The sequence below is a fragment of the Streptomyces sp. NPDC048565 genome, from assembly GCF_040650935.1.
GTDB lineage: Bacteria > Actinomycetota > Actinomycetes > Streptomycetales > Streptomycetaceae > Streptomyces.
In genome coordinates this window covers 1-21,220 of sequence record NZ_JBEZIH010000052.1, presented here as the reverse complement: position 1 = coordinate 21,220, position 21,220 = coordinate 1, and the positions used below count along the sequence as shown (strand labels likewise).

At 69.7% G+C, this 21,220-nt stretch carries 18 protein-coding genes; 12 read left to right on the top strand and 6 right to left on the bottom strand.

Going from position 1 to position 21,220, the window contains the following annotated elements:
• Together AB0C75_RS35505 and AB0C75_RS35500 are read left to right on the top strand one after the other, a co-directional pair.
• On the top strand, positions 1-288 hold a 288-nt coding region (locus tag AB0C75_RS35505), incomplete at its 5' end, for a winged helix-turn-helix domain-containing protein (RefSeq protein WP_362896610.1).
• Between the two features lie 14 nt (positions 289-302).
• Positions 303-1,571, top strand: coding sequence for an ATP-binding protein (locus tag AB0C75_RS35500; protein WP_362896608.1), 1,269 nt, complete (start codon positions 303-305; stop codon positions 1,569-1,571).
• A gap of 24 nt (positions 1,572-1,595) precedes the next feature.
• On the opposite strand, the gene AB0C75_RS35495 is transcribed toward AB0C75_RS35500, so the two are convergent.
• A complete protein-coding gene (locus tag AB0C75_RS35495) occupies positions 1,596-2,114 on the bottom strand; it encodes a GtrA family protein (protein ID WP_362896606.1) in 519 nt (172 codons plus the stop codon).
• Between the two features lie 136 nt (positions 2,115-2,250).
• On the opposite strand from AB0C75_RS35495, the gene AB0C75_RS35490 reads away from it, so the two are divergent.
• Genes AB0C75_RS35490 through AB0C75_RS35480 form a run of 3 tightly spaced genes read left to right on the top strand, consistent with a single transcriptional unit; the run spans position 2,251 to position 5,135 of the window.
• Positions 2,251-3,390: a 5-(carboxyamino)imidazole ribonucleotide synthase gene (locus AB0C75_RS35490; protein WP_362896604.1), complete on the top strand. Its 1,140-nt coding sequence runs from the start codon at positions 2,251-2,253 to the stop codon at positions 3,388-3,390.
• Entirely contained in the window at positions 3,387-3,923 is a 537-nt protein-coding gene (gene purE / locus AB0C75_RS35485; RefSeq protein ID WP_099177239.1) for a 5-(carboxyamino)imidazole ribonucleotide mutase, read from the top strand. The genes AB0C75_RS35490 and purE overlap by 4 nt, the downstream gene beginning before the upstream one ends.
• A gap of 9 nt (positions 3,924-3,932) precedes the next feature.
• Positions 3,933-5,135: a dipeptidase gene (locus AB0C75_RS35480; RefSeq protein WP_362896603.1), complete on the top strand. Its 1,203-nt coding sequence runs from the start codon at positions 3,933-3,935 to the stop codon at positions 5,133-5,135.
• A 23-nt stretch (positions 5,136-5,158) separates the two neighbouring features.
• Here AB0C75_RS35480 and AB0C75_RS35475 read toward each other — a convergent pair whose 3' ends face one another.
• Positions 5,159-6,502 (bottom strand): UDP-glucose/GDP-mannose dehydrogenase family protein, encoded by a 1,344-nt coding sequence (locus AB0C75_RS35475; RefSeq protein ID WP_362896601.1) that lies wholly within the window; start codon positions 6,500-6,502, stop codon positions 5,159-5,161.
• Positions 6,503-6,723: 221 nt separating this feature from the next.
• Between AB0C75_RS35475 and AB0C75_RS35470 the strand changes: the two genes are divergently transcribed.
• The 5 genes from AB0C75_RS35470 to AB0C75_RS35450 all read left to right on the top strand — a co-directional run bounded on the left by AB0C75_RS35470 (position 6,724) and on the right by AB0C75_RS35450 (position 13,642).
• A complete protein-coding gene (locus AB0C75_RS35470) occupies positions 6,724-7,881 on the top strand; it encodes an acyl-CoA dehydrogenase (protein ID WP_362896612.1) in 1,158 nt (385 codons plus the stop codon).
• 283 nt (positions 7,882-8,164) lie between these two features.
• Entirely contained in the window at positions 8,165-9,151 is a 987-nt protein-coding gene (locus AB0C75_RS35465) for a hypothetical protein (RefSeq protein ID WP_362896599.1), read from the top strand.
• Positions 9,152-9,244: 93 nt separating this feature from the next.
• The gene (locus AB0C75_RS35460; protein ID WP_362896597.1) at positions 9,245-11,362 is read left to right on the top strand and encodes an ATP-binding protein; all 2,118 of its coding nucleotides are present in this window, start codon (positions 9,245-9,247) and stop codon (positions 11,360-11,362) included.
• Positions 11,363-11,367: 5 nt separating this feature from the next.
• On the top strand, positions 11,368-12,963 hold the full coding sequence (locus AB0C75_RS35455) for a hypothetical protein (RefSeq protein WP_362896595.1): 1,596 nt from the start codon (positions 11,368-11,370) through the stop codon (positions 12,961-12,963).
• Between the two features lie 127 nt (positions 12,964-13,090).
• The gene (locus tag AB0C75_RS35450; RefSeq protein ID WP_362896593.1) at positions 13,091-13,642 is read left to right on the top strand and encodes a ferritin-like fold-containing protein; all 552 of its coding nucleotides are present in this window, start codon (positions 13,091-13,093) and stop codon (positions 13,640-13,642) included.
• A gap of 18 nt (positions 13,643-13,660) precedes the next feature.
• Here the strand turns inward: AB0C75_RS35450 and AB0C75_RS35445 are convergent, their stop codons facing one another.
• Positions 13,661-14,932 (bottom strand): LCP family protein, encoded by a 1,272-nt coding sequence (locus AB0C75_RS35445; RefSeq protein ID WP_362896591.1) that lies wholly within the window; start codon positions 14,930-14,932, stop codon positions 13,661-13,663.
• 119 nt (positions 14,933-15,051) lie between these two features.
• Between AB0C75_RS35445 and AB0C75_RS35440 the strand changes: the two genes are divergently transcribed.
• Positions 15,052-15,600 carry an acyl-CoA thioesterase gene (locus AB0C75_RS35440; RefSeq protein ID WP_362896589.1) on the top strand — a complete coding sequence of 183 codons (549 nt, stop codon included), beginning with the start codon at positions 15,052-15,054 and terminating at the stop codon, positions 15,598-15,600.
• 132 nt (positions 15,601-15,732) lie between these two features.
• Here AB0C75_RS35440 and AB0C75_RS35435 read toward each other — a convergent pair whose 3' ends face one another.
• Positions 15,733-17,097 carry an LCP family protein gene (locus AB0C75_RS35435; RefSeq protein ID WP_362896587.1) on the bottom strand — a complete coding sequence of 455 codons (1,365 nt, stop codon included), beginning with the start codon at positions 17,095-17,097 and terminating at the stop codon, positions 15,733-15,735.
• A 333-nt stretch (positions 17,098-17,430) separates the two neighbouring features.
• On the opposite strand from AB0C75_RS35435, the gene AB0C75_RS35430 reads away from it, so the two are divergent.
• On the top strand, positions 17,431-18,462 hold the full coding sequence (locus AB0C75_RS35430; RefSeq protein WP_362896585.1) for a glycosyltransferase family 2 protein: 1,032 nt from the start codon (positions 17,431-17,433) through the stop codon (positions 18,460-18,462).
• Positions 18,463-18,533: 71 nt separating this feature from the next.
• Here the strand turns inward: AB0C75_RS35430 and AB0C75_RS35425 are convergent, their stop codons facing one another.
• Together AB0C75_RS35425 and AB0C75_RS35420 are read right to left on the bottom strand one after the other, a co-directional pair.
• Complete coding sequence (locus AB0C75_RS35425; RefSeq protein WP_362896583.1) at positions 18,534-20,213, bottom strand: LCP family protein; 1,680 nt, start codon at positions 20,211-20,213, stop codon at positions 18,534-18,536.
• Between the two features lie 49 nt (positions 20,214-20,262).
• Positions 20,263-21,220 (bottom strand): LCP family protein (locus AB0C75_RS35420; protein WP_362896581.1); only part of this gene is annotated, 958 nt, incomplete at its 5' end.

The window sequence follows — 21,220 nt, the reverse complement described above, 5'->3', positions numbered from 1 at the left end:
CACGGCGTCAGGATCGACGTCGAGTCCCACCGTGCGTGGATGGGTGACGAGGAACTCCAGCTCACCGCAAAGGAGTTCGACCTCCTGCGGGTCCTCGTACGGGACGCGGGACGGGTCGTCACCCGTGACCAGCTGATGCGCGAGGTCTGGGACACCACCTGGTGGTCCTCCACCAAGACGCTCGACATGCACATCTCCTGGCTCCGTAAGAAGCTCGGCGACGACGCGGCCAATCCGCGCTACATCGCCACCGTCCGGGGCGTCGGCTTCCGGTTCGAGAAGAGCTGACGTACAGAAAAGTCATGCGCCGCCGACTGATCAACTCCACGCTCGCCGTGGTGCTCGTCGTGATCGCCGTCTTCGGCGTCTCCCTCGTCATCGTCGAGACCCGCACCATCAGCAGCAGCGCTCAGGAAACCGTCGACTCCGAGACCTTCCGGCTGATCAGCGTCGTCGAGAGCCGGCTGCTCGGCGCCGAGAGGATCACCTCCCAGGTCCTCGCCGAGCAGGTGGACCCCAGCCGCTACGCCCGCGTCGAGATCCCCGGGCGCGCCCCCATCGAGGTCGGCGAGCGCCCCACGGACGGCAACGCCATCCGCAGCACGGAGACGGGGGAGCAGGGCGAGAAGGTCATCGTCGAGCAGTCCCGGTCCGTGGTGACACGAGAGGTCGGCCGGACCCTGCTGATCATCGGAGCGGTGGCGCTGCTCGCCATCGTCTCCGCCGTACTCCTCGCCGTGCGCCAGGCCAACCGGCTCACCTCCCCGCTCACCGACCTCGCCGAGACCGCCGAACGTCTCGGCTCGGGCGATCCGCGCCCCCGGCACAAGCGGTACGGGGTGACGGAGCTGGACCGGGTCGCCGACGTCCTGGACTCCTCCGCCGAGCGGATCGCCCGGATGCTGACCGCGGAGCGGCGCCTCGCAGCGGATGCCTCGCACCAGCTCCGCACGCCCTTGACCGCCCTCTCCATGCGGATCGAGGAGATCTCCGTCACCGACGACCCGGACACGGTGAAGGAGGAGGCGAACATCGCGCTCACCCAGGTCGAGCGGCTCACGGACGTGGTGCAGCGGCTGCTGACCAACGCCCGCGACCCGCGCACCGGCTCCGCTGTCGTCTTCGACCTCGACGAGGTCGTCAAGCAGCAGATCGAGGAATGGCGCCCTGCCTATCGCAGCGCGGGCCGCGCTGTCGTCTGCTCGGGCAAGCACGGTCTGGAGGCCGTCGGCACCCCCGGCGCCGTGGCCCAGGTGCTCGCCGCGCTGATCGAGAACTCACTGATGCACGGTGGCGGCACGGTCGCGCTGCGTACGCGGGTCACCGGCAACCAGGTCGTCATCGAGGTCACGGACGAGGGCCCCGGAGTCCCCGTCGATCTCGGGGCACGGATCTTCGAGCGCTCCATCAGCGGCCGTAACTCCACCGGGATCGGCCTGGCCGTCGCCCGGGACCTCGCCGAGGCCGACGGGGGCCGGCTCGAGCTGCTCCAGCAGCAGCCGCCGGTGTTCGCCCTCTTCCTCAGCCGGGTCGCGCCGAGCCGCAGGGAATCCGTACGCCCGGTGCGCTGAGCGGGTCCGTGGCGCCGGAGGGCGTCAGCGGGACACCGGGCCCGGGGTCACCTCGTCGGCGGGTCGCCGCTGCCCCAGAAACCGTTCCGCGCTGAGCACGGCCTCCTTGGCGGGCAGCGTCCTGAACACCCAGGTGCGGTAGGACCAGAAGCGGAACAGGGTCGCGATCCCGATTCCGAGGATCTTGAAGACGTTGCTCTGCACCGGGCTGTTCCACCCGAAGCCGTACGTCGCCAGATACAGGACGCCCGTCTCGATCACCGCGCCGACGGCGCTGAACAGCAGGAACAGCACCAGCTCCCGGGTCCGGCCGGACTTGTCGCGGTCCCGGTAGGTCCAGTAACGGAAGCCGACGTAGTTGAAGAGGATGGCGACGACCGTCCCCATCAGCCCGGCCCGTACCACCGGAATGTCCGTGGTACGCCAGATCAGGTTGGAGACGGCGATATTGACGACCAGGCCGAGAGCGCCGACCGCGCCGAACTTGGCGACCTCCCGGGCCAGCAGATCAAGCCGGGTCCGCAGTGCGCCCCGTTCGCTCATAGTGGTCGCTCAGCCCCGTCCGGTCGGTTTCGTCAACCCGGCCATGCTAACGGCCTGGCCCGCGAAGGCGAGCGGGCTCCTGGGGCGGCGCCGCGCAGCGTGCGGGAGGCCCCGCACGGCCCGATACCCTGGAAGCGTGACGTTCCCTGTAGTCGGTATGGTCGGCGGCGGTCAGCTCGCCCGCATGACCCACGAGGCGGGCATCCCCCTCGGCCTGAAATTCAAGCTCCTCAGTGACACCCCCCAGGAATCGGCCGCCCAGGTGGTCGGCGAGGTCGTCGTCGGCGACTACCGCGACCTGGAGACACTGCGCGCCTTCGCACGCGGCTGTGACGTGATCACCTTCGACCACGAGCATGTGCCGACCGAGCACCTGCGGGCCCTGGAGGCGGACGGAGTTCCCGTACGCCCCGGCCCCGACGCTCTCGTGCACGCCCAGGACAAGGGGGTGATGCGCGCGAAGCTCACCGAGATCGGCGCGCCCTGCCCCCGCCACCGCATCGTCGCCGACCCGGCGGACGCCGCCGCCTTCGCCGATGAGGTGGGCGGCTACCCGGTCATCCTCAAGACGGTCCGCGGCGGCTACGACGGCAAGGGCGTGTGGGTGGTCCGCTCCGAGGCGGACGCCGCCGAGCCCTTCCGTGCCGGTGTCCCCGTGCTCGCCGAGGAGAAGGTCGACTTCGCGCGGGAGCTGGCGGCGAACATCGTCCGCTCGCCGCACGGCCAGGCCGTCGCCTACCCGGTCGTCGAGTCCGTCCAGGTCGACGGGGTCTGCGACACGGTCATCGCCCCGGCGCCCGGTCTGGACGAGCGCCTCGCGGGCGAGGCCCAGCAGCTCGCCCTGCGGATCGCCGCCGAGCTGGGCGTGGTGGGCCACCTCGCCGTCGAGCTGTTCGAGACGCGCGATGGCCGCATCCTCGTGAACGAACTGGCCATGCGCCCGCACAACTCCGGGCACTGGACCCAGGACGGCGCGGTCACCTCGCAGTTCGCCAACCACGTACGGGCGGTCCTCGACCTCCCGCTCGGCGACCCCCGCCCGCGCGCCACCTGGACGGTCATGTGCAACGTCCTCGGCGGCGACTACCCGGACATGTACCAGGCGTATCTGCACTGCATGGCCCGCGACCCGCAGCTCAAGATCCATATGTACGGCAAGGACGTGAAGCCCGGCCGCAAGGTGGGCCACGTCAATACCTACGGCGACGATCTGGCGGACGTGCGGGAGCGCGCCCGGCACGCGGCCGACTACCTGCGAGGAACGATCACCGAATGACCGCACCAGGCTCCGCCCCCGTCGTCGGCATCGTCATGGGCTCGGACTCCGACTGGCCCGTGATGGAAGCGGCCGCCAAGGCCCTCGGCGAGTTCGAGATCCCCTACGAGGTCGATGTCGTCTCCGCCCACCGCATGCCGCACGAGATGATCGCGTACGGCGAGAGGGCCGCGGACCGCGGCCTCAAGGCGATCATCGCGGGAGCGGGCGGCGCCGCCCACCTGCCCGGGATGCTCGCCTCCGTCACCCCGCTGCCCGTGATCGGCGTCCCGGTGCCGCTGAAGTACCTCGACGGCATGGACAGCCTGCTGTCCATCGTCCAGATGCCGGCCGGGGTCCCCGTCGCCACGGTCTCCGTCGGCGGCGCCCGTAACGCCGGTCTGCTCGCCGCCCGGATCCTCGCCGCCCACGACGGCGCGCTGCTGGAGCGGATGAAGGACTTCCAGCAGGAGCTCAAGGAGCAGGCGACGGAGAAGGGCAAGCGGCTGCGCGCCAAGACCCAGGGCGCGGACTCCTTCGGCTTCGGGAAGTAGGGCGGTCCCATGACGAACTCCGACAACCTGGACCGCGCCCGGCTGCTCCTCGCCGACCACCCCGTCGTCGACGGCCACAACGACCTCCCCTGGGCCCTGCGCGAGCAGGTCGGCTACGACCTCGACGCCCGCGACATCTCCCAGGACCAGACCGGCACCCTGCACACCGACATCCCCCGGCTGCGGGCCGGCGGCGTCGGTGCCCAGTTCTGGTCCGTCTACGTCGAACCCCGTCTGGCGGGCGACGACGCGGTCAGCGCCACGCTGGAGCAGATCGACGTGGTCGGCGAGATGCTGGCCCGCTATCCGGAGGACCTGCGGCGCGCCCTGACCGCGGACGATATGGAGAAGGCACGCGCCGAGGGCCGTATCGCCTCCCTGATGGGTGCCGAGGGCGGCCACTCCATCAACAACTCCCTGGCCACCCTGCGCGCGCTGCACACCCTCGGCGTCCGCTACATGACGCTCACGCACAACGACAACACCGACTGGGCGGACTCGGCGACCGACTCCCCGCGCGTCGGCGGTCTGTCGGAGTTCGGCCGTGAGGTCGTGCGCGAGATGAACCGCCTCGGCATGCTGGTCGACCTCTCCCATGTGGCGGCCACCACGATGCGGGACGCCCTCGCGACCTCCGTCGCGCCGGTGATCTTCTCGCACTCCTCCGCCCGGGCGGTCTGCGACCATCCGCGCAACATCCCCGACGACGTGCTGCGGATGCTCGCGGCCAACGGCGGCGTGGCGATGGCGACCTTCGTCCCGAAGTTCGTCCTGCCCGAAGCCGTCGAGTGGACGCTCGCCGCGGACCGCAACATGCGGGAGCACGGCCTGCACCACCTGGACACCACTCCGGCCGCCATGCGGATCCACGCGGACTTCGAAGCGGTCAACCCGCGCCCGATGGCCACCGTGGCGACGATCGCCGACCACCTCGACCACATGCGCGAGATCGCCGGGATCGACCACATCGGCCTCGGCGGCGACTACGACGGCACGGCGTTCCTCCCGCTGGAGCTGGAGGACGTCTCGGGCTATCCGCACCTCGTCGCGGAGCTGCTCAGCCGCGGCTGGTCGGAGGCGGACCTGGCCAAGCTGACGTGGCAGAACGCCGTGCGGGTCCTGCGGGACGCGGAGGCGGTGGCGGGCGAGCTGGGCGCCGTACGCGGCCCGTCGCACGTCACGATCGAGGCCCTGGACGGCCCGCTCCGCTGAGGAGGGGCCGTCCGGGCCCCGGCTCAGGCCTTCGGGCGGCCCATCGCGCGGTACGTCCAGCCGGCCGCGCGCCACACCGCGGGGTCCAGCGCGTTGCGGCCGTCCAGGATGATCCTGCGCCCGGCGGCCTCGCCCAGCGCGGTCACGTCCAGTTCGCGGAATTCGCGCCACTCCGTCAGGTGCAGCACCACGTCGGCACCGCGCACCGCGTCCAGCGCCGTGTCGGCGTAACCGAGCGTCGGGAAGAGCTGCCGGGCGTTGTCCATGCCCTTCGGGTCGAAGACCGTGACCTGGCCGCCCTGAAGATGGATCTGCCCGGCGACGTTCAGGGCCGGTGAGTCGCGTACGTCGTCCGAGTCCGGCTTGAAGGTGGCGCCCAGCACCGCGACCCGGGTGCCCAGGAACGACCCGCCGCCCACGGCCTCGCGCGCCAGCTCGACCATGTGACCGCGCCGGCGCATGTTGATGGAGTCGACCTCCCGCAGGAAGGTGAGCGCCTGGTCGGCGCCCAGCTCGCCGGCGCGCGCCATGAAGGCCCGGATGTCCTTGGGGAGGCAGCCGCCGCCGAAGCCGATACCGGCTCGCAGGAACTTCTTCCCGATGCGCTCGTCGTGGCCGATCGCCTCGGCGAGCTTCACGACGTCGCCGTCGGCGGCCTCGCAGACCTCGGCCATCGCGTTGATGAACGAGATCTTGGTCGCGAGGAAGGAGTTGGCGGAGGTCTTCACCAGCTCGGCCGTCGGGAAGTCCGTCACCACGAAGGGCGAGCCCTCGGCGAGCGGTCCCGCGTACACCTCCCGCAGCAGCTTCTCGGCGCTCTCGCTCTCCACACCGATGACGATCCGGTCCGGGTGCAGGGTGTCCTTCACCGCGAAGCCCTCGCGCAGGAACTCCGGATTCCAGGCCAGCTCCGCGTCCGTACCCACCGGCGCCAGCTCGGCCAGCCGCTCGGCCAGCCGCGCGGCGGAGCCCACCGGGACGGTGGACTTGCCCACGACCAGCGCGGGCCGGGTCAGCTGCGGGGCGAGCGACTCGAAGGCGCTGTCCACATAGCTCATGTCGCAGGCGTACTCGCCGTGCTTCTGCGGAGTGTTCACGCAGACGAAGTGCACATCGCCGAAGGCGCCGACCTCCTCCCAGGAGGTGGTGAAGCGCAGCCGCCCGGTGGAGCCCTCGATACCCGCGACGTGCTTCTGCAGGATCTCCTCCAGCCCCGGCTCGTACATCGGCACCCTGCCCGCCGAGAGCATCTCGATCTTCTCGGGCACCACGTCGAGCCCGAGGACTTCGAAGCCCAGCTCCGCCATGGCCGCGGCATGGGTGGCGCCGAGGTAGCCGGTGCCGATCACGGTGATCCTGAGGGCCATGGGTGCTCCTGAACGGTGCGGACAGATGTGCGGAGCCGAGCATATCCGGGCATGCGGAAGCTGGTTTTCCGGGCGCCTCGCGGGGGTGCTCCCGGCCCGCCTTCCGGCAGGTCCCCCGGGCTGTCGGCAAGCTCACGTACCCCGCCCGTATGCCTCCGCTCGGCAGGCGCACTAAAATCAGGTTACTTAACGGTAGTTAGCATCCTTGGGGAGTGAGCGTCTTGGCGGGTTCGACCGATTTCGACCTGTACCGTCCGGCCGAGGAGCACGACATGCTCCGCGAGGCGATCCGTTCGCTCGCCGAGGCGAAGATCGCCCCGCATGCCGCCGTGGTGGACGAGGAGGCGCGCTTCCCGCAGGAGGCGCTGGACGCCCTGGTCGCCTCGGACCTGCACGCGGTGCATGTCCCGGAGGAGTACGGCGGCGCGGGCGCCGACGCACTCGCCACGGTCATCGTGATCGAGGAGGTGGCCCGCGTCTGCGCGTCCTCCTCCCTGATCCCGGCCGTGAACAAGCTGGGCTCGCTCCCGGTGATCCTCTCCGGCTCCGAGGACCTCAAGAAGAAGTATCTGGGCCCGCTCGCCAAGGGTGACGCGATGTTCTCGTACGCCCTGTCCGAGCCGGACGCCGGCTCGGACGCGGCGGGCATGAAGACCAAGGCCGTCCGCGACGGTGACTTCTGGGTCCTCAACGGTGTGAAGCGCTGGATCACCAACGCGGGCGTCTCCGACTACTACACGGTCATGGCCGTGACCGACCCGACGAAGCGCTCGAAGGGCATCTCGGCGTTCGTCGTCGAGAAGGCCGACGAGGGTGTCTCCTTCGGCGCCCCGGAGAAGAAGCTCGGCATCAAGGGCTCCCCGACGCGCGAGGTCTACCTCGACAACGTCCGTATCCCCGCCGACCGCATGATCGGCGACGAGGGCACCGGCTTCGCCACCGCGATGAAGACCCTGGACCACACCCGCATCACGATCGCGGCCCAGGCGCTCGGCATCGCCCAGGGCGCCCTCGACTACGCCAAGGGCTACGTCCAGGAGCGCAAGCAGTTCGGGAAGCCGATCGGTGACTTCCAGGGCATCCAGTTCATGCTCGCCGACATGGCGATGAAGCTGGAGGCGGCCCGCCAGCTCACCTACTCGGCGGCGGCCAAGTCCGAGCGCCTCGACGGTGACCTGACCTTCTTCGGCGCCGCGGCCAAGTGTTTCGCCTCCGACGTCGCGATGGAGGTCACCACCGACGCCGTCCAGCTGCTCGGCGGCTACGGCTACACCCGTGACTACCCGGTGGAGCGCATGATGCGCGACGCCAAGATCACGCAGATCTACGAGGGCACGAACCAGGTGCAGCGCATCGTCATGGCCCGCAACCTGCCGTAGGGCGCGGAGCCCCGGACCTGAGCGCCCCTGCCGCATCCGGCGGGGGCGCTCCCGTCTGCTCGAAAGCCTGTTCTCCGAAGAGCCTTGCGGATCAGGGGGCGGTGTCTCCCTGACCGGGCCTCTCAGACCACGCCCACTGCGTGGCCGGCGGCGGCGTGGGGAACTCTCGTACTCCGTAACGAAGTTGATGCACCCTCTGGGGTGAGATGTCGATTAGGTGAGTGGATCGAGGGTAGGTGGGGCAGCTGAGCCGTAGGTGACGAGTACGAACAGGACCCCGTCAGTGTCCGATTCCACGCCCGAGCTGCCTGCCCGCGATGTCTTCGACGTGTACGTGGACAGGTATGGCCCTCGTCTCCTGCTATGGGTCTGGGACAGGGCGGAGGGAGAGCTGGACCGCCATGTCTCCTGCGCCGGGTTCGGATCCCTCCAGAGCATTCCCATGAGTGCCGTCCGGCTCCTCGTCGACCACCTGTGCGCCGAGGAGATGATCGACGCCGTCGGCGGACCCGGACCGGCGGCGGTGGCTCCGGTGGTCATGCTCCGGGCCGCGGGGGCGACGCGGGCCCGTCGGCTCCAGGCCCTGCGTGCCAACGCCGCAGAGCGGACACGTCACGCGGCGCGAGCCATACTGCACTGGATCCACGCCAACACGCACCGGCAGCCGTTGCGGATCAGCGGGTTCCTCGATTCGCCGGACGTCTTCTTCCTCGGTGAGGCACTCTCCCGGAGCGAGGTCGCCCGGGCCCTCACCTTCCTCGCCGCCGAGGGGCTGATCACCTGCGAGGGGCCGCCGTTCGACCACGGCGTCGGCTCGCACGTGGCGCTCACCTCGCAGGGAGTGGAAGCCGTGCTGACCGGCGCCACGGACATCGGCGCGTACGTGGCACGGCAGCGCGAGTTCCGCCGGCCCACCCAGCACACCCACATCGAGGCAGGAACGATCGAGCACCTCACGCAGGGTGACTCCGACCACAGTGTGCACACCGCGATCGAGATGCACACCGCACTCCCGCCCGCAGGTCTCGCCAGGCTCATCGATGAGCTGGCGCCGGCACTCGACCTCGATCCGGAGTCGGCGGCGGCCCTGCGGCGCAGCGTGCGTTCCCTGGTGGGCGGCGGTGGTCCCGACGACGAGCCGCCACCGGACCGGCAGCGGGGCCTGATGGAGGGGATCCGGCGCACGCTCGGTACCGCGCCCGACACGGTGGGCCGACAGCTCCTCCTGGACGCGGTCGGTCAGGCCCTGGGCAGGCTGCTCGGCGGCTGACACGACGGGCGGCGGGAGAGCGGCAGGGGGAGAGGAACGCGCGGGGACGGACGGCATCGGAACACAGAACGACAGCGGAACGGGGGATGAGGGATGGGGACGCTTTTGTACGCACGGGATCCGCTCCTGCAGGGGCTGGTCCCGCGACTGGTCGGCCTGGCGCCCGACCGGAGGCAGCTGGTGCCCCGGGAGCACCAGGACGACTTACCCGTGACGCTGGTCTCCGGGCGGCACGGAATGGGCCGTACCGCGGTTCTCGACGCCCTGGACCAGGCCTACCGCGGGCGGATCCCGCTCGGCAGGGTCGATGCCGAGCGCATCGAACAGGCGCGGTGGTCCGGCTCTTCGGCGGCCAACACCTCCGCGGTGGTCGAGATCATGGAGCAGCTCGTGTGCGAGCTCGCACCGCCGGTTCCGGGCGGGGGACGGACCCGCTTCGCCCGCTTGATGCCGGGGCTTTTCGCCGTGTCCAGCTGGCACCGAGGCAACGAGGAGGAGCAGGCGTTGGCCCGGGGCCGGATCGCGCGCCTGCTCGCCGCCTGCGGCCTGGAGAAGAGCACGGAGGGGGCGGAAGGGGACGGCACGGACTGGACGTACGACGTCAGTGAGCGCCTGGCCGACCCGCACCGACGGCAGCACGATCTGGCCCCCGTCGCCGAGGCGGTCGTCCAGCAGTATTTCGCGCGGCATACGCGTACCCGTGCCGAACGGTCTGTGCAGCGGTGGTACCACAGCCGTTCCAGCGGCTCCGATGACGGCGAGTCCGCCATGATCCGGCTGAGTCTGCGCTTCCATCAGGGCGGTGACTTCCAGGACGTCGTCGAGCGCACCCTGATCGCCGCCTTCCTCGAAGACCTCGCCGACGCCTACGGCCGGTGGCAGCGTGTCAACCGGACTCCCCGGCCGATGATCCTGCTGGACAACGCGCATACCGAGGCGGGGCGGCGTCTCCTCGGTCTGCTGCTCGACCACCGGGCCGATCCCGGGGCCGGCATCCGCGATCCGCTGATCGTCGTGGCGACCAGGCGGGGTAGCGGCGCCGCTCTCTACCCGGACGCGACGACACGGCAGCTGTCCGAGCTCACCCATGCGTCCGGCTGGGAACGGCACGTCACGTCCTCGCCTTCGGCGGGAATGCTCATGGTTCCCCTGGCCCCGCTCAGCCGCGGCGACCTGCTGCTGATGCTCGACCCGGCCCAGGGGCCGCTGCCCCGCCACCTTCCGTCGGCCCTGTATGCCCTCACCCGCGGGCATCCGCTTGGCAGCAGAGTGCTGTGCGAGGCGGTCGTCCGCGTCAGCGGCGAACGCGTCGTCGCACCGCAGGCCCTGCTCGACCTGCCCGCGGGCGAGGGCCTGTCGGCGGGCGAGGCACTGCTGGAGGCGCTGGTACCGCAACCTCAGCTGCGCGGCCATCTGGTCCCGCTCGCGCTGGCCCACGACCGGGCCGCCGCCCACGCTCTGACGGCCGTCGCCGTCCCGGCCGACGGTGGGCTTCCCGGCGCGGCGCTCCCCACCGCGGCCCTCTATCTGGAGGAGGAGCACTGGACGGAAGACGGCGTGGAGGGTCCGGACAGCGGGGAGGCCGGTGACGGGCCAGGCGCCGGCACCGGATTCGTGACCGACCCCTTCCTGCGTGCCCTGCTCGTCCATGAGGCCCGCCGGGTGTGCGCCGTGGCCGGCCCGGGACAGCGCTGGGCGGATCTGCACGGCCTCCTGGCGGAGCACCACGAGGAGCGCGGCGCCGGTCACGAGCCGGACGTCCTGCGCCACACGCTGGCGCTCGGGGACGCGGAACCTGTGGTGAGCACGCTGACGGAGTACTTCAGCGGCTGGCGGGCGGACCGCTGGCTGGAGGCCCTTCCTCATGTCGCCACGGCTCCGCACCCTCCGAGGGAGGAGTGGACCGACCACCGTGTCGAGATCGCCCGCGGCGCCCATGACCACCGGTACGCCCAGGCCGATGACGTGCACCGGTCCGTCAACAGGCTGCTGCACGCGCTCTGGTATCTGTCCGAGACGTACGCGGAGCCGCTGGACGATCTGTGCGACGACATCGGCTCCGAGCTGGCCTTCCTGTCGATGCGGCACCCATCGGGTCGCGCGGTGCTCAATGAGGCCGCACGCTCCTGGCCGGCCGCCATGCGCGAGCGAAGGCCCTGTCCGACGAAGAGACCCGAGTACGGACGCGGCCTTCTCCGCGGCGAGGAGTGAGAACTGTGCTGGATCGTTTACGAAACCGGGCTCTGGGCCCGGCCGACAAGGCAGTCGTCCTGGCCGTGAGCGTCCTCCTGATCGCGGCGGTCGCCTTCGTGGTCGTGCGGATGCTGCCCGAGAAGTGCGGTGACGGCCTGGAGTCCGCGGGCGACGAATGCGTCGGTGTCACCGCGGGAGTCCTGGAGGGTGATCCGGAACTCTCGGGCCTGATACGCGCGGTGGCGGACGAGAACGCCCGGGTCGAGAAGGGCTGGAAGGATCCGGAGAACGGCGAGGCCAGGATTCCCTACGTGCGTATCGCCCTGATGATGCCGTTCACCTCGGACGCCACCAGCGCGATGAGCACCGCGCAGATCGCCCGCTCCCTGGCGGGTGCCCACGTGGCCCAGCTCCGGGCGAACGCGCAGGCCGGACCACGGTACGAGTTGCTCCTGGCCAATGACGGCAAGGACCTCGACCAGTGGCAGCCCGTCGTGGACCGGCTCGCCGCGCTGGTCGACGACGCGTCCCCGCTGGTCGGCGTCTTCGGCCTGCCGAGCAGCACCCCGGACACGTTCGCAGCCGCCGAAGCCCTCTCGGCGCACCAGATTCCGGTCATCGGCCCCGTCCTCACATCGACGACGATGCTATCCGGGTACCTGTTCAAGACCTCACCGTCGAACGACCTCCAGGCGCGGGCGCTGAGTGCGTACCTGGACGAGAACCCGGGGGAGGGGACCGGCTTCCTGGTGTCGGACCGGAGGAAGCAGGACACCTACTCCGCGGACCTCAGGGGGGTCTTCATGGAGCACTTCGGGCAGAAGTACGGACTGAAGCAGCGCCAGGGGTCCTATCTGGGACTGACCGGTGAGGATGAGGGCGTACCCCAGAGGTTCACCGGCGTGGCCCAGAGCATCTGCCGGACCAAGGCGGACACGGTCTTCTTCGCGGGCCGCGACCATGACCTGCCCCACCTGGTGAACCGGCTGGCGAACGAGCCCTCCTGCGACCACACCGTGCCGACGCGCATCCTGAAGGTGGGGATCGGCATGGATCCCGAGTCAACGGTGAAGGACACCACCGCGGAGCTGCGGGACTCCCGGATCACTCTCGTCGGCGCCGCCTCGGTCGACACCCTGTCCTGGGGGGACGGCAAGGACCTCCCGGCCGGCCCCAAGGGCTTCCTGGACGGCTTCGAGAAGCTGGGGGACGAACCGGCCTGGGGTGAGAAGCCCCTGGACGACGGCTATGCCGTCATGTACCACGACGCCTTCACCGTGCTCGCCCAGGCCACCGACCGGGCGTACGACGACATCAACGGCGACGGTGAGCCGCCGGCCGACGAAGACACGGTGGACCTGCCGAACCACGACGACGTGTACAACACCCTCATCAACATGAACATCCTCGGCACCGACTCCGGTGCGAGCTGCGTCAACTGCGTACGCGGGGCCAGCGGCACCTTCGGCTTCGACGACTCCCCGGACACCCGGAAGTGGGCCGTCTGCAAGCCCGTACCGGTCATCGAGTACCCGGCCGCACCCGCCGCCGGTACGGCCAAGAAGCCCGGCCGCGACTACCGCACCTACGAGGACGTCTTCAACGGCGCCTGCCCCTGAGAACCGGATCGGGGGCCACCGGGGCCGATGACCCGGCGCGAGTCGGAATCGGCTCCCGGCGGCTCCCGCCCCGTACGATTCCGATGCCTGCCGATAAGGGATCGAAACCGGACAGATGGGAACCGCCATGCCGAATCAGTTCGCCCTCGACGTCACCAAGATCCGCGAAGAGGCCCGCAGGAACATCTCCAAGGGCCCGGTCACCCCCGCGAACACCGCCGACGTGGAGCGTCTCATCGACGTGCTCAACCAGGTGGTCGCCACGGAGATGGTCTGCTACCTGCGCTACACACAGAACGCGATCGTGGCCCAGGGGATCAACCGGCAGCAGGTCGCCGACATGTTCCGCGAGCACGCCGGCGAGGAGCTCGACCACTTCCAGCGCGTGTCGGACCGGGTCAACCAGCTGGGCGGCAGCCCCGACATGGACCCGGCCACCCTCGTCGCCCGCTCGCACACCGAGTACGCGACGCCGGCGGAAACCGACCTCCAGGAGATGATCCGGGAGAACTTCGTCGCCGAGCGGATCGCCATCGAGACGTACACCGAGATCGTGCGCTGGATCGGCGAGAGCGACCCCACCTCACGCCGGCTGATCGAGGACATCCTCAAGGAGGAGGAGGACCACGCCGACGAACTCAACGACCTGTACCAGCCGTCGGGATCCGCCGGCGCGTGACGCCTGCCCCCGCTGCGTTCAGCTGCCCTTGACGGTGACCTTCTCGTCGCTGTTCAGCTGCCCCACGAGCTGCTTGACCTGAGCCTTGTCCCAGACCAGGTTGCCGTTCACGCTCTCGCCGGTGAGTGGGATGTTCATCGACGTACCCTCACCGCCGGTGACGCCCTTCATCGCGAAGAACATATTGCCGAGCGACCAGAGCGACATGTCCTTGTCGACGATCAGTGTGTCCAGGCCCGCACCCATCGTCGGGTAGAGCTTGAACGGGTTGAGGATCGTCGACGGGGTCGCCGTCTGGGAGGCCAGGGCCGCGAGGAACTTCTGCTGGTTCTTCGTGCGGTCCAGGTCGCTGCCCGCGAAGGCGTACCGGGTACGGACGAAGGCGAGGGACTGCTCGCCGTTCAGCGTCTGCTTGCCCGCCTGGAAGTCGGCGCCGGAGTTCTTGTCCTTGAAGGCCTTGGGGATGTCCAGCTCGACGCCCCCGATGGCGTCCACGATCTTCGCGAAGCCGCCGAAGCCGATCTCGACGTAGTGGTCGATGTGCAGCCCGGTGTTGAACTCGATCGTGCGGACCAGCAGCTCGGGGCCGTCCTCGGCGTAAGCGGCGTTCAGCTTCGTCGTACGGCCCGTGCCCTCGAACTTCTTGCCGGACTCGGAGCCCACGAACGAGGGGATCTCCACGTTGGAGTCACGGGGCAGGGAGACCAGCGTCGGGCCGTTGGAGCCGTCGTGAAGGATCATCATCGAGTCGGTCCGCTTGCCCTCGGCGGAGCCGGTGTGCAGCTTCTTCTTGTCCTCGGCCGTCATGCCCTCGCGGCTGTCGGAGCCCACGACCAGGTAGTTCGTGCCGTCACCCTCGCTCGGCCGGTCGATGACCTTGGAGAGGTCGACCTCGCGCTTGAGCTTGCCGTCGGCCCAGAAGTACGTGCCGACGGAGACGGCGAGCACCACCACGACCAGGGTGAGAACACCCACTCTGATCCGCCGCCCCCAGTTGGGAGCAGGGCGCGCCTGGCTGTAACCCCCGTCACCCCCACGACCGCCGCCGTCCTGACCGCCGCCTCCGGGCCCACCGCCGTATACCTGGCCGGTGTTGTACCCACTGTCGTAACCGGGTCCGTCCTGATAGCCCTGGCCCCCCTGCTGCGGCGGGATCTGGGGCTGGGACTGCGGCGGCGCGGGGCGCCGGACGTGGGGCATGGCGCGGGCACTCTCGGGCCGAGGGCTCGCACTGCCCCGCCCGTAGCGCTCTCCGGGTCCGCCGTTCCGTCCTTCGGGCCAATCGCTCATGCGGACCAGTGTGCCGTCTCGACCTGTGGCTCTTACAGGGTGTACGGGTGATCGGGGCAGGGCTGTTGCGAAGCTGATGCAATGCAACCGGGTGCAAGCCCCCGCATAAGGTGGACCGCATGACAGATCAGCCCCAGCCGCCGGAGGACGATATTCCGGTCAAGTCGACCGCAGCCTCCCGGACCACCCTCAGCCACATCATGACCGGCAACGACACCAACCTCCTGGGTACGGTGCACGGTGGCGTGATCATGAAGCTGGTCGACGACGCGGCGGGGGCGGTCGCGGGCCGCCACTCGGGCGGCCCGGCCGTGACTGCCTCGATGGACGAGATGGTCTTCCTGGAGCCCGTCCGCGTCGGTGACCTTGTCCACGTCCGCGCCCAGGTGAACTGGACCGGCCGCTCCTCGATGGAGGTCGGCGTACGCGTCATGGCCGAGCGGTGGAACGAGTCGACCCCGGCCCAGCAGGTGGGCAGCGCCTACTTGGTGTTCGCGGCGGTCGACGAGGACGGCAAGCCGCGCCGTGTACCGCAGGTGGCTCCGGAGACGGAACGCGACAGGCGCCGCTACCAGGAGGCCCAGATCCGTCGCACGCACCGCCTGGCCCGCCGCCAAGCGATCAAGGCCCTCCGCGACCAACGACCAGCAGAGGACATCGCGAACTGACCCGGCCCCCGGCCCGCGGCCCCCGCGGCCCCGGCCTCGCGGTAGGGGAGGTTGCGGACGCACATGTGGGGCAATTCGGACCCATTGTTGTCCGTAACATCCCTTCAGCCGGCGATGGGGCTTGGGGGCCGGTCAGGGGCAGACCACCTGGTCGCCCGTCACCGTGCCGAATTCGCCGCTCTGCGCGTTCTCGGCCTTCACCTTCCGCACCTTGGTGAAGTCCGCGCCGGCCGTGACCTTCAGGGTCGCGCCCTGCCCCTTCACCGCCCTGAGCTCGCATCCCGGCAGCGCAGTGGCCAGGGTCTTCGCCGACCGGTCCCAGCGGGGGTCGTAGGTGACCAGCGTCCGCCGCAGATCGTGCGGGGCGCCGTTCAGCGGGGCGCGGGTGGTGTCGAATCCGGTGTCGCGCAGTGCCTCGTCGACGTCCTGGCCGAGTCCGTCCTTCGGCGTCCCGTTGTAGACCTGCACCCGGATCTGTCCCGGGGCCACGTCGACGGGTGTCGACTTGGGCTGCTTCGGCACGTGCGGGGCGAGCGGCTGGTCCTCGCGCAGGGCCTGGAACATCTGCTTCGACTTCGTCGCGTCCCACTTCACGGTGGAGCCGATGCCCTTGACCTGGTAGCTCTCCTCCGCGATGGGCACGGAGGCGAATTCGGACGAGGCCGGCGTGAAGCCGCGCATGGCCTTGCCCAGCTCCAGCATCTCGTCCGTGCCGAAGCCCTTGTCGGCGCGTACGGATTCGAGCATCGTCGAGGCGACCTGCTGGAATCTCACCGGGTTCATCAGCACACCGCTGCTGGTCGTCTGCTTGATCAGCGCGGCCACGAACTTCTGCTGGCGCTGCATCCGGCTCAGGTCCGCCGCCCCGTCGAGATGCCGGGAGCGTACGTACTGGAGGGCCTGGCCACCGTCCAGCTCGTGGGTGCCCGCGGTCAGGTCCAGGCCGGTGTAGGAGTCCTTCAGCGGCTTGGCGGTGCAGATCTCGACCCCGCCGATGGCGTCGACGGTCTTCATGAAGCTGGTGAAGTCGACCTCCAGATAGTGGTCGATCTTGACGCTCGTCATCTGCTCGACGGTCCGCACCGTGAGATGAGGTCCGCCCTCGGCATAGGCGGCGTTCAGCTTCACCGGGTGCGACGAGTGCTCCTTGCCGGTGGTGGCGTCGGTGTGGGTCGGGAGTTCGGCGTAGCTGTCGCGCGGCAGGCTGACGACACTGGCCCGTTTCTTGTCGGCCGAGACATGGATCAGCATGAGGGTGTCGGTGCAGTGGCAGGGGGCACCGCCGAGCTTGTACTTCGCCTTCTCCGCAGCGGTGATCTTGTCGCGGCCGTCGGTGCCGACGAGCAGGAAGTTCATGCCGTGGCCGCCCCGGGGGCGGTTCTTCATGTCCTTGAACGGGTCGACCCGGTCGATCCCCGTCTCCAGACCGCTCACCACGGCATGGCCGATCCCGCCGGCGCCGAGCACCAGCACTGACAGCCCGGTGACGACCCGCATGCCCCACCGGCGTGGGGGCTTCCGTCCGCCGGTCCGGCCCCGGCGCGTGGCGCGGCCACCGGATCCGGCACGCCGTGCGGGCCCGTGCAGTGGGGGAGCTGTGCGGGGGTGCGGTGGACGGGGCGATCGGTGCGGCGTGGGCACGAGGGACACCTCCGCGGTGCGAGTGGGACTTTCGCACGGTAGGCCCATACGATCTGCAGACCGGAGAGGAGAACCGCGCCGCGCGCCGCTGTCCCCCGTTCGCGGTAACGTGGCGGCCGAATCACGCCGCCTCCTGGGGTGCCACATCCCCGGAATCCCGGCACCCCCGAGGACCCCCCTGAGGACCACATGTCTGCCGCGCAGTACCCCGCCGTCTCCGTGATCATGCCGGTGCTCAACGAGGAACGCCATCTCAGGAACTCGGTCCGGCACATCCTCGAGCAGGAGTACGCCGGTGAGATGGAGGTGGTGATCGCCCTCGGCCCCTCGAACGACCGTACGGACGAGATCGCTGCCGAGCTGGTCGGGGAGGACTCCCGGGTCCACACGGTCCCCAACCCGACCGGCCGCACCCCCGCAGCGCTCAACGCTGCGATCAAGGCGTCACATCACCCGATCGTGGTACGGGTCGACGGCCACGGCATGCTCTCGCCGAACTACATCGCGACCGCTGTCCGCCTCCTGGAGGAGACCGGCGCGCAGAACGTCGGCGGCATCATGCACGCCGAGGGCGAGAACGCCTGGGAGGACGCCGTCGCCGCCGCGATGACGTCGAAGATCGGCGTCGGCAACGCGGCCTTCCACACCGGAGGGAAGGCGGGCCCGGCCGAGACCGTGTATCTGGGGGTCTTCCGCCGTGAGGCGCTGGAGCGCGCCGACGGCTACAACGTGGAGTTCGTCCGCGCCCAGGACTGGGAGCTGAACTTCCGCATCCGTGAGGCCGGCGGCCAGATCTGGTTCTCGCCCGAGCTGAAGGTGCAGTACCGCCCCCGGCCCAGCATCCGCGCGCTCTCCAAGCAGTACAGGGAGTACGGCCGCTGGCGTCACGTCGTGGCCCGCTACCACGCCGGCTCGATCAACCTGCGCTACCTGGCCCCGCCGACCGCCCTCTGCGCGGTGACCGCCGGGATCATCGTGGGCGCCGTCGTCACCCCGCTGGCGTTCGTCCTGCCGGTCGGGTACGTCGCGGCGATCGTCGCCGGGTCGCTGCCGGCCGGGAAGGGGCTCTCGCTGAAGGCGCGGGCGCAGATCCCGGTGGCGCTGGCCACCATGCACATGTCCTGGGGGTACGGCTTCCTGACCAGCCCCCGCTCGCTGGCGAAGCGGGTCATCGCCAGCCGCCGCCCCGCCGTGCAGGAGCAGCGGGAGCAGACCGCCTGAACCCCCTGAGTTCGCGAGACGTGTCCATGAGAAGGGGCCCCGCCCGCGGGCCCCTTCTCATGCGTACGAGGTCACCAGGTGAAGTTCGGGTTGACCTGCATGCACGCCTCCTCGTCCGCCCCGTTGAGCGGGTTCGCCGAGTCCGGTGTCTTCTCGTCGGCGGCCTTGGCGGGGTACGCCTCGTCCTTGCGCCAGTCGGCTCCCACGGCCAGGACGATGCCCGAGACATCGGTCGACTTCTTCACCTGGGACACCGGGATGCCCAGTGCCTTGGCGACCGCCTGCGCGTCGCCCTCGACGTCCGCGCTGGGGTACAGGATGCCGGTGGTCCCGGCCGGCTCGATGTCCTGGGAGTCGACCGAGGCCTTGGCGAAGCCGGCGTCCTTCAGCAGCTCCTGGACCGTACCGGCACGCCCCTGGACCGGACCGAGTGCGTCGGTGGAGGTCGCGTTGCGCACACTGACCGCGATCTCGTCGTCGGGGGCGGCCTGGTCCTTGGCGACGGGCGTCTTGCGCTTGGAGGCCTTGCCGTCGAGCGGGATGTCCTCCCGGATCATCCGGAACACCTGCTCGGCCTCCTCGGCCTTGGGGTAGACCCGGCCGCTGAACTGTCCCGTGCCGTACACGTTCGGCATGGTCGTCATGGTGATGCGGTCGGTCGGGGCCTTCTTCAGCTCCTCGGCCAGGTCGTACAGCTTCTTGACGGTGTCGAGGTCCTTGTCGACGGTCAGCGCGCTGGTGGCCGCCTCGGCGAGGTTCATCAGCTTTCCGGGGTCGGTGAGCTTGGTGCCCTTGCGCAGCTCGCGGACCATCGAGTTCAGGTACTGGTGCTGGGCCTTCGTCCGGCCGAGGTCCGTGTTGTCCTCGAAGCCGTACCGGGTGCGCAGCCACTGGAGGGCCTGCTTGCCCTTGACGGAGGTGGTGCCCTTCTCCAGCTTCAGCCCCGACCCCTTGCCGTCGCTGGTGTGCGAGTAGACGTTGGAGTCGACACAGACGGGAACGCCGCCGATCGCGTCGGCCATGGAGACCACACCCGCGAAGTCGATCATCATGAAGTGGTCGATGGTGATGCCGGTGAGCTCGTACCAGGTGGCGACCGTGCACCCGGGGCCGCCGCGTCCCAGGCTCTCGTTGGTCTGGACGTCGGATGTGCTGGCCGGGTACACCTTGTCGGTCTCCGGGTCGGTGCACCTGGGCATCTTCAGCATGGTGTCGCGCGGCATGCTGAGCACGGAGATGTTGCTGCGGTCCGCGGAGAGGTGGAGCAGCATCTGCACATCGGCGAGCGGGGGGCCTCCGAAGGTCTCCTTGGCGCCGCCCAGCTTCTGGTTGGCCGCGGAGTCCCGGGCGTCTGATCCGATGAGCAGGATGTTCAGCGGGGTCTGTCCTGCGGCGTTGGCCTTGTGGTCGGCCATCTCCTTGTCGCCGAGGGTCAGATCCTCTTTCTTGATGTTTGCGTTGAGGTGCTTGTAGTAGAGGTATCCGGCGCCGCCGGTGCCGAGTATCAGCAGTGCGAGAACGGACGCCACCCAGCGCAGGACACGTCGTTTGCCGCCTTTGCGGGGGGCTCGACGGGACCGGCGGTCCGGCCCGGCGGTCCCGCTTCCGCCCTCCGGCGGGGCGGACCGCTCACGTCGGCCGTGCCCCTGTCGCCCGGTGCCGCCGGACGCGTCGTCACCGCCGTCGCTCCGCGGCCCGTCATGCCGTCCGCGTGAGCGTGTCCCCTCCCCGCGTGTGCTGCTCCGTCCCACCAGGCCCCCCTGCTCCTCGAGAATTCTGTTGTGGCGCGACGACGCGTCGTCACTTCGCGCATTCCGCCTTGTCGGCGCTGGCCCGCTGAATGTCCGCCGGCGCCTTTGCCGGACCTGTGAGGGCTACTCCGGCGCCCTTGAAATCCGCTCCCAGGGTCAGCGCCATCGCCTGGAGGCCTTCGTCGTCGGCCGCTCCCTGCTTGAGAGCGGTGGCGGGCAGGCCCATGATGTCCGCGAGTGCGCGGGCCTGGTCCGCCTGGCCCGGCGCGTACGCCAGGGTCGTGCTGTCGATCTTCGCGGGGGCGTTGCCCTTGTTCGTGGAACGCGGCACGCCCTGCTGGTTCCGCAGCCAGGTGACGGTCGCGTCCGCCGCCCCGGTGATGTCGCCTCCGTTGAGGACGTCGACGTCTATGTCCCCGGCCTCGGCCCTGCTGCCCTTGAGGACGGCCTTCTGCTTGCTCCTGGTTGCCTGTTCCTTCTTCTTCACCTCGGTGAGCGAGGTGTCGGAGCGCATCATCGCGAACACCTGCTGGGACTTCTGCGGGTCCACGACCACGGTGACCGGTGTCGGCTCGGCCGGGTTGTCCTTCACCGGCATCGTGAGGAAGGTGATGTTCTTGGTGTCGGTCCGCTTGAGCTCCTGGGCCAGCGAGGTCAGCTTCTTGATGGACCCGATGCCGGAGTCGACGGTGAGCGCCTCGGTCGCCGAGTCGGCGAGCTTGAAGAGTTTGGTCGGGTCGGTCAGCGTGTCGTCGGACTTCATCCGACGGATCATCGAGCCGATGAACTGCTGCTGGACCTTGATCCGGTCCAGGTCGCTCTCGTTCCCGAAGCTGTGCCGGGTGCGGACGAAGGCCAGCGCGTCCTCGCCCTCGATCGTGGACTCGCCGGCCGGCAGGTCGAGATGGGAGTCCGGGTCCTCGACCGCCTTGTCCAGGCAGACCGTGACGCCGCCGACGGCCGTGGAGAGTGTCTTGACCGCGTTGAAGTCGACCATCATGAAGTGG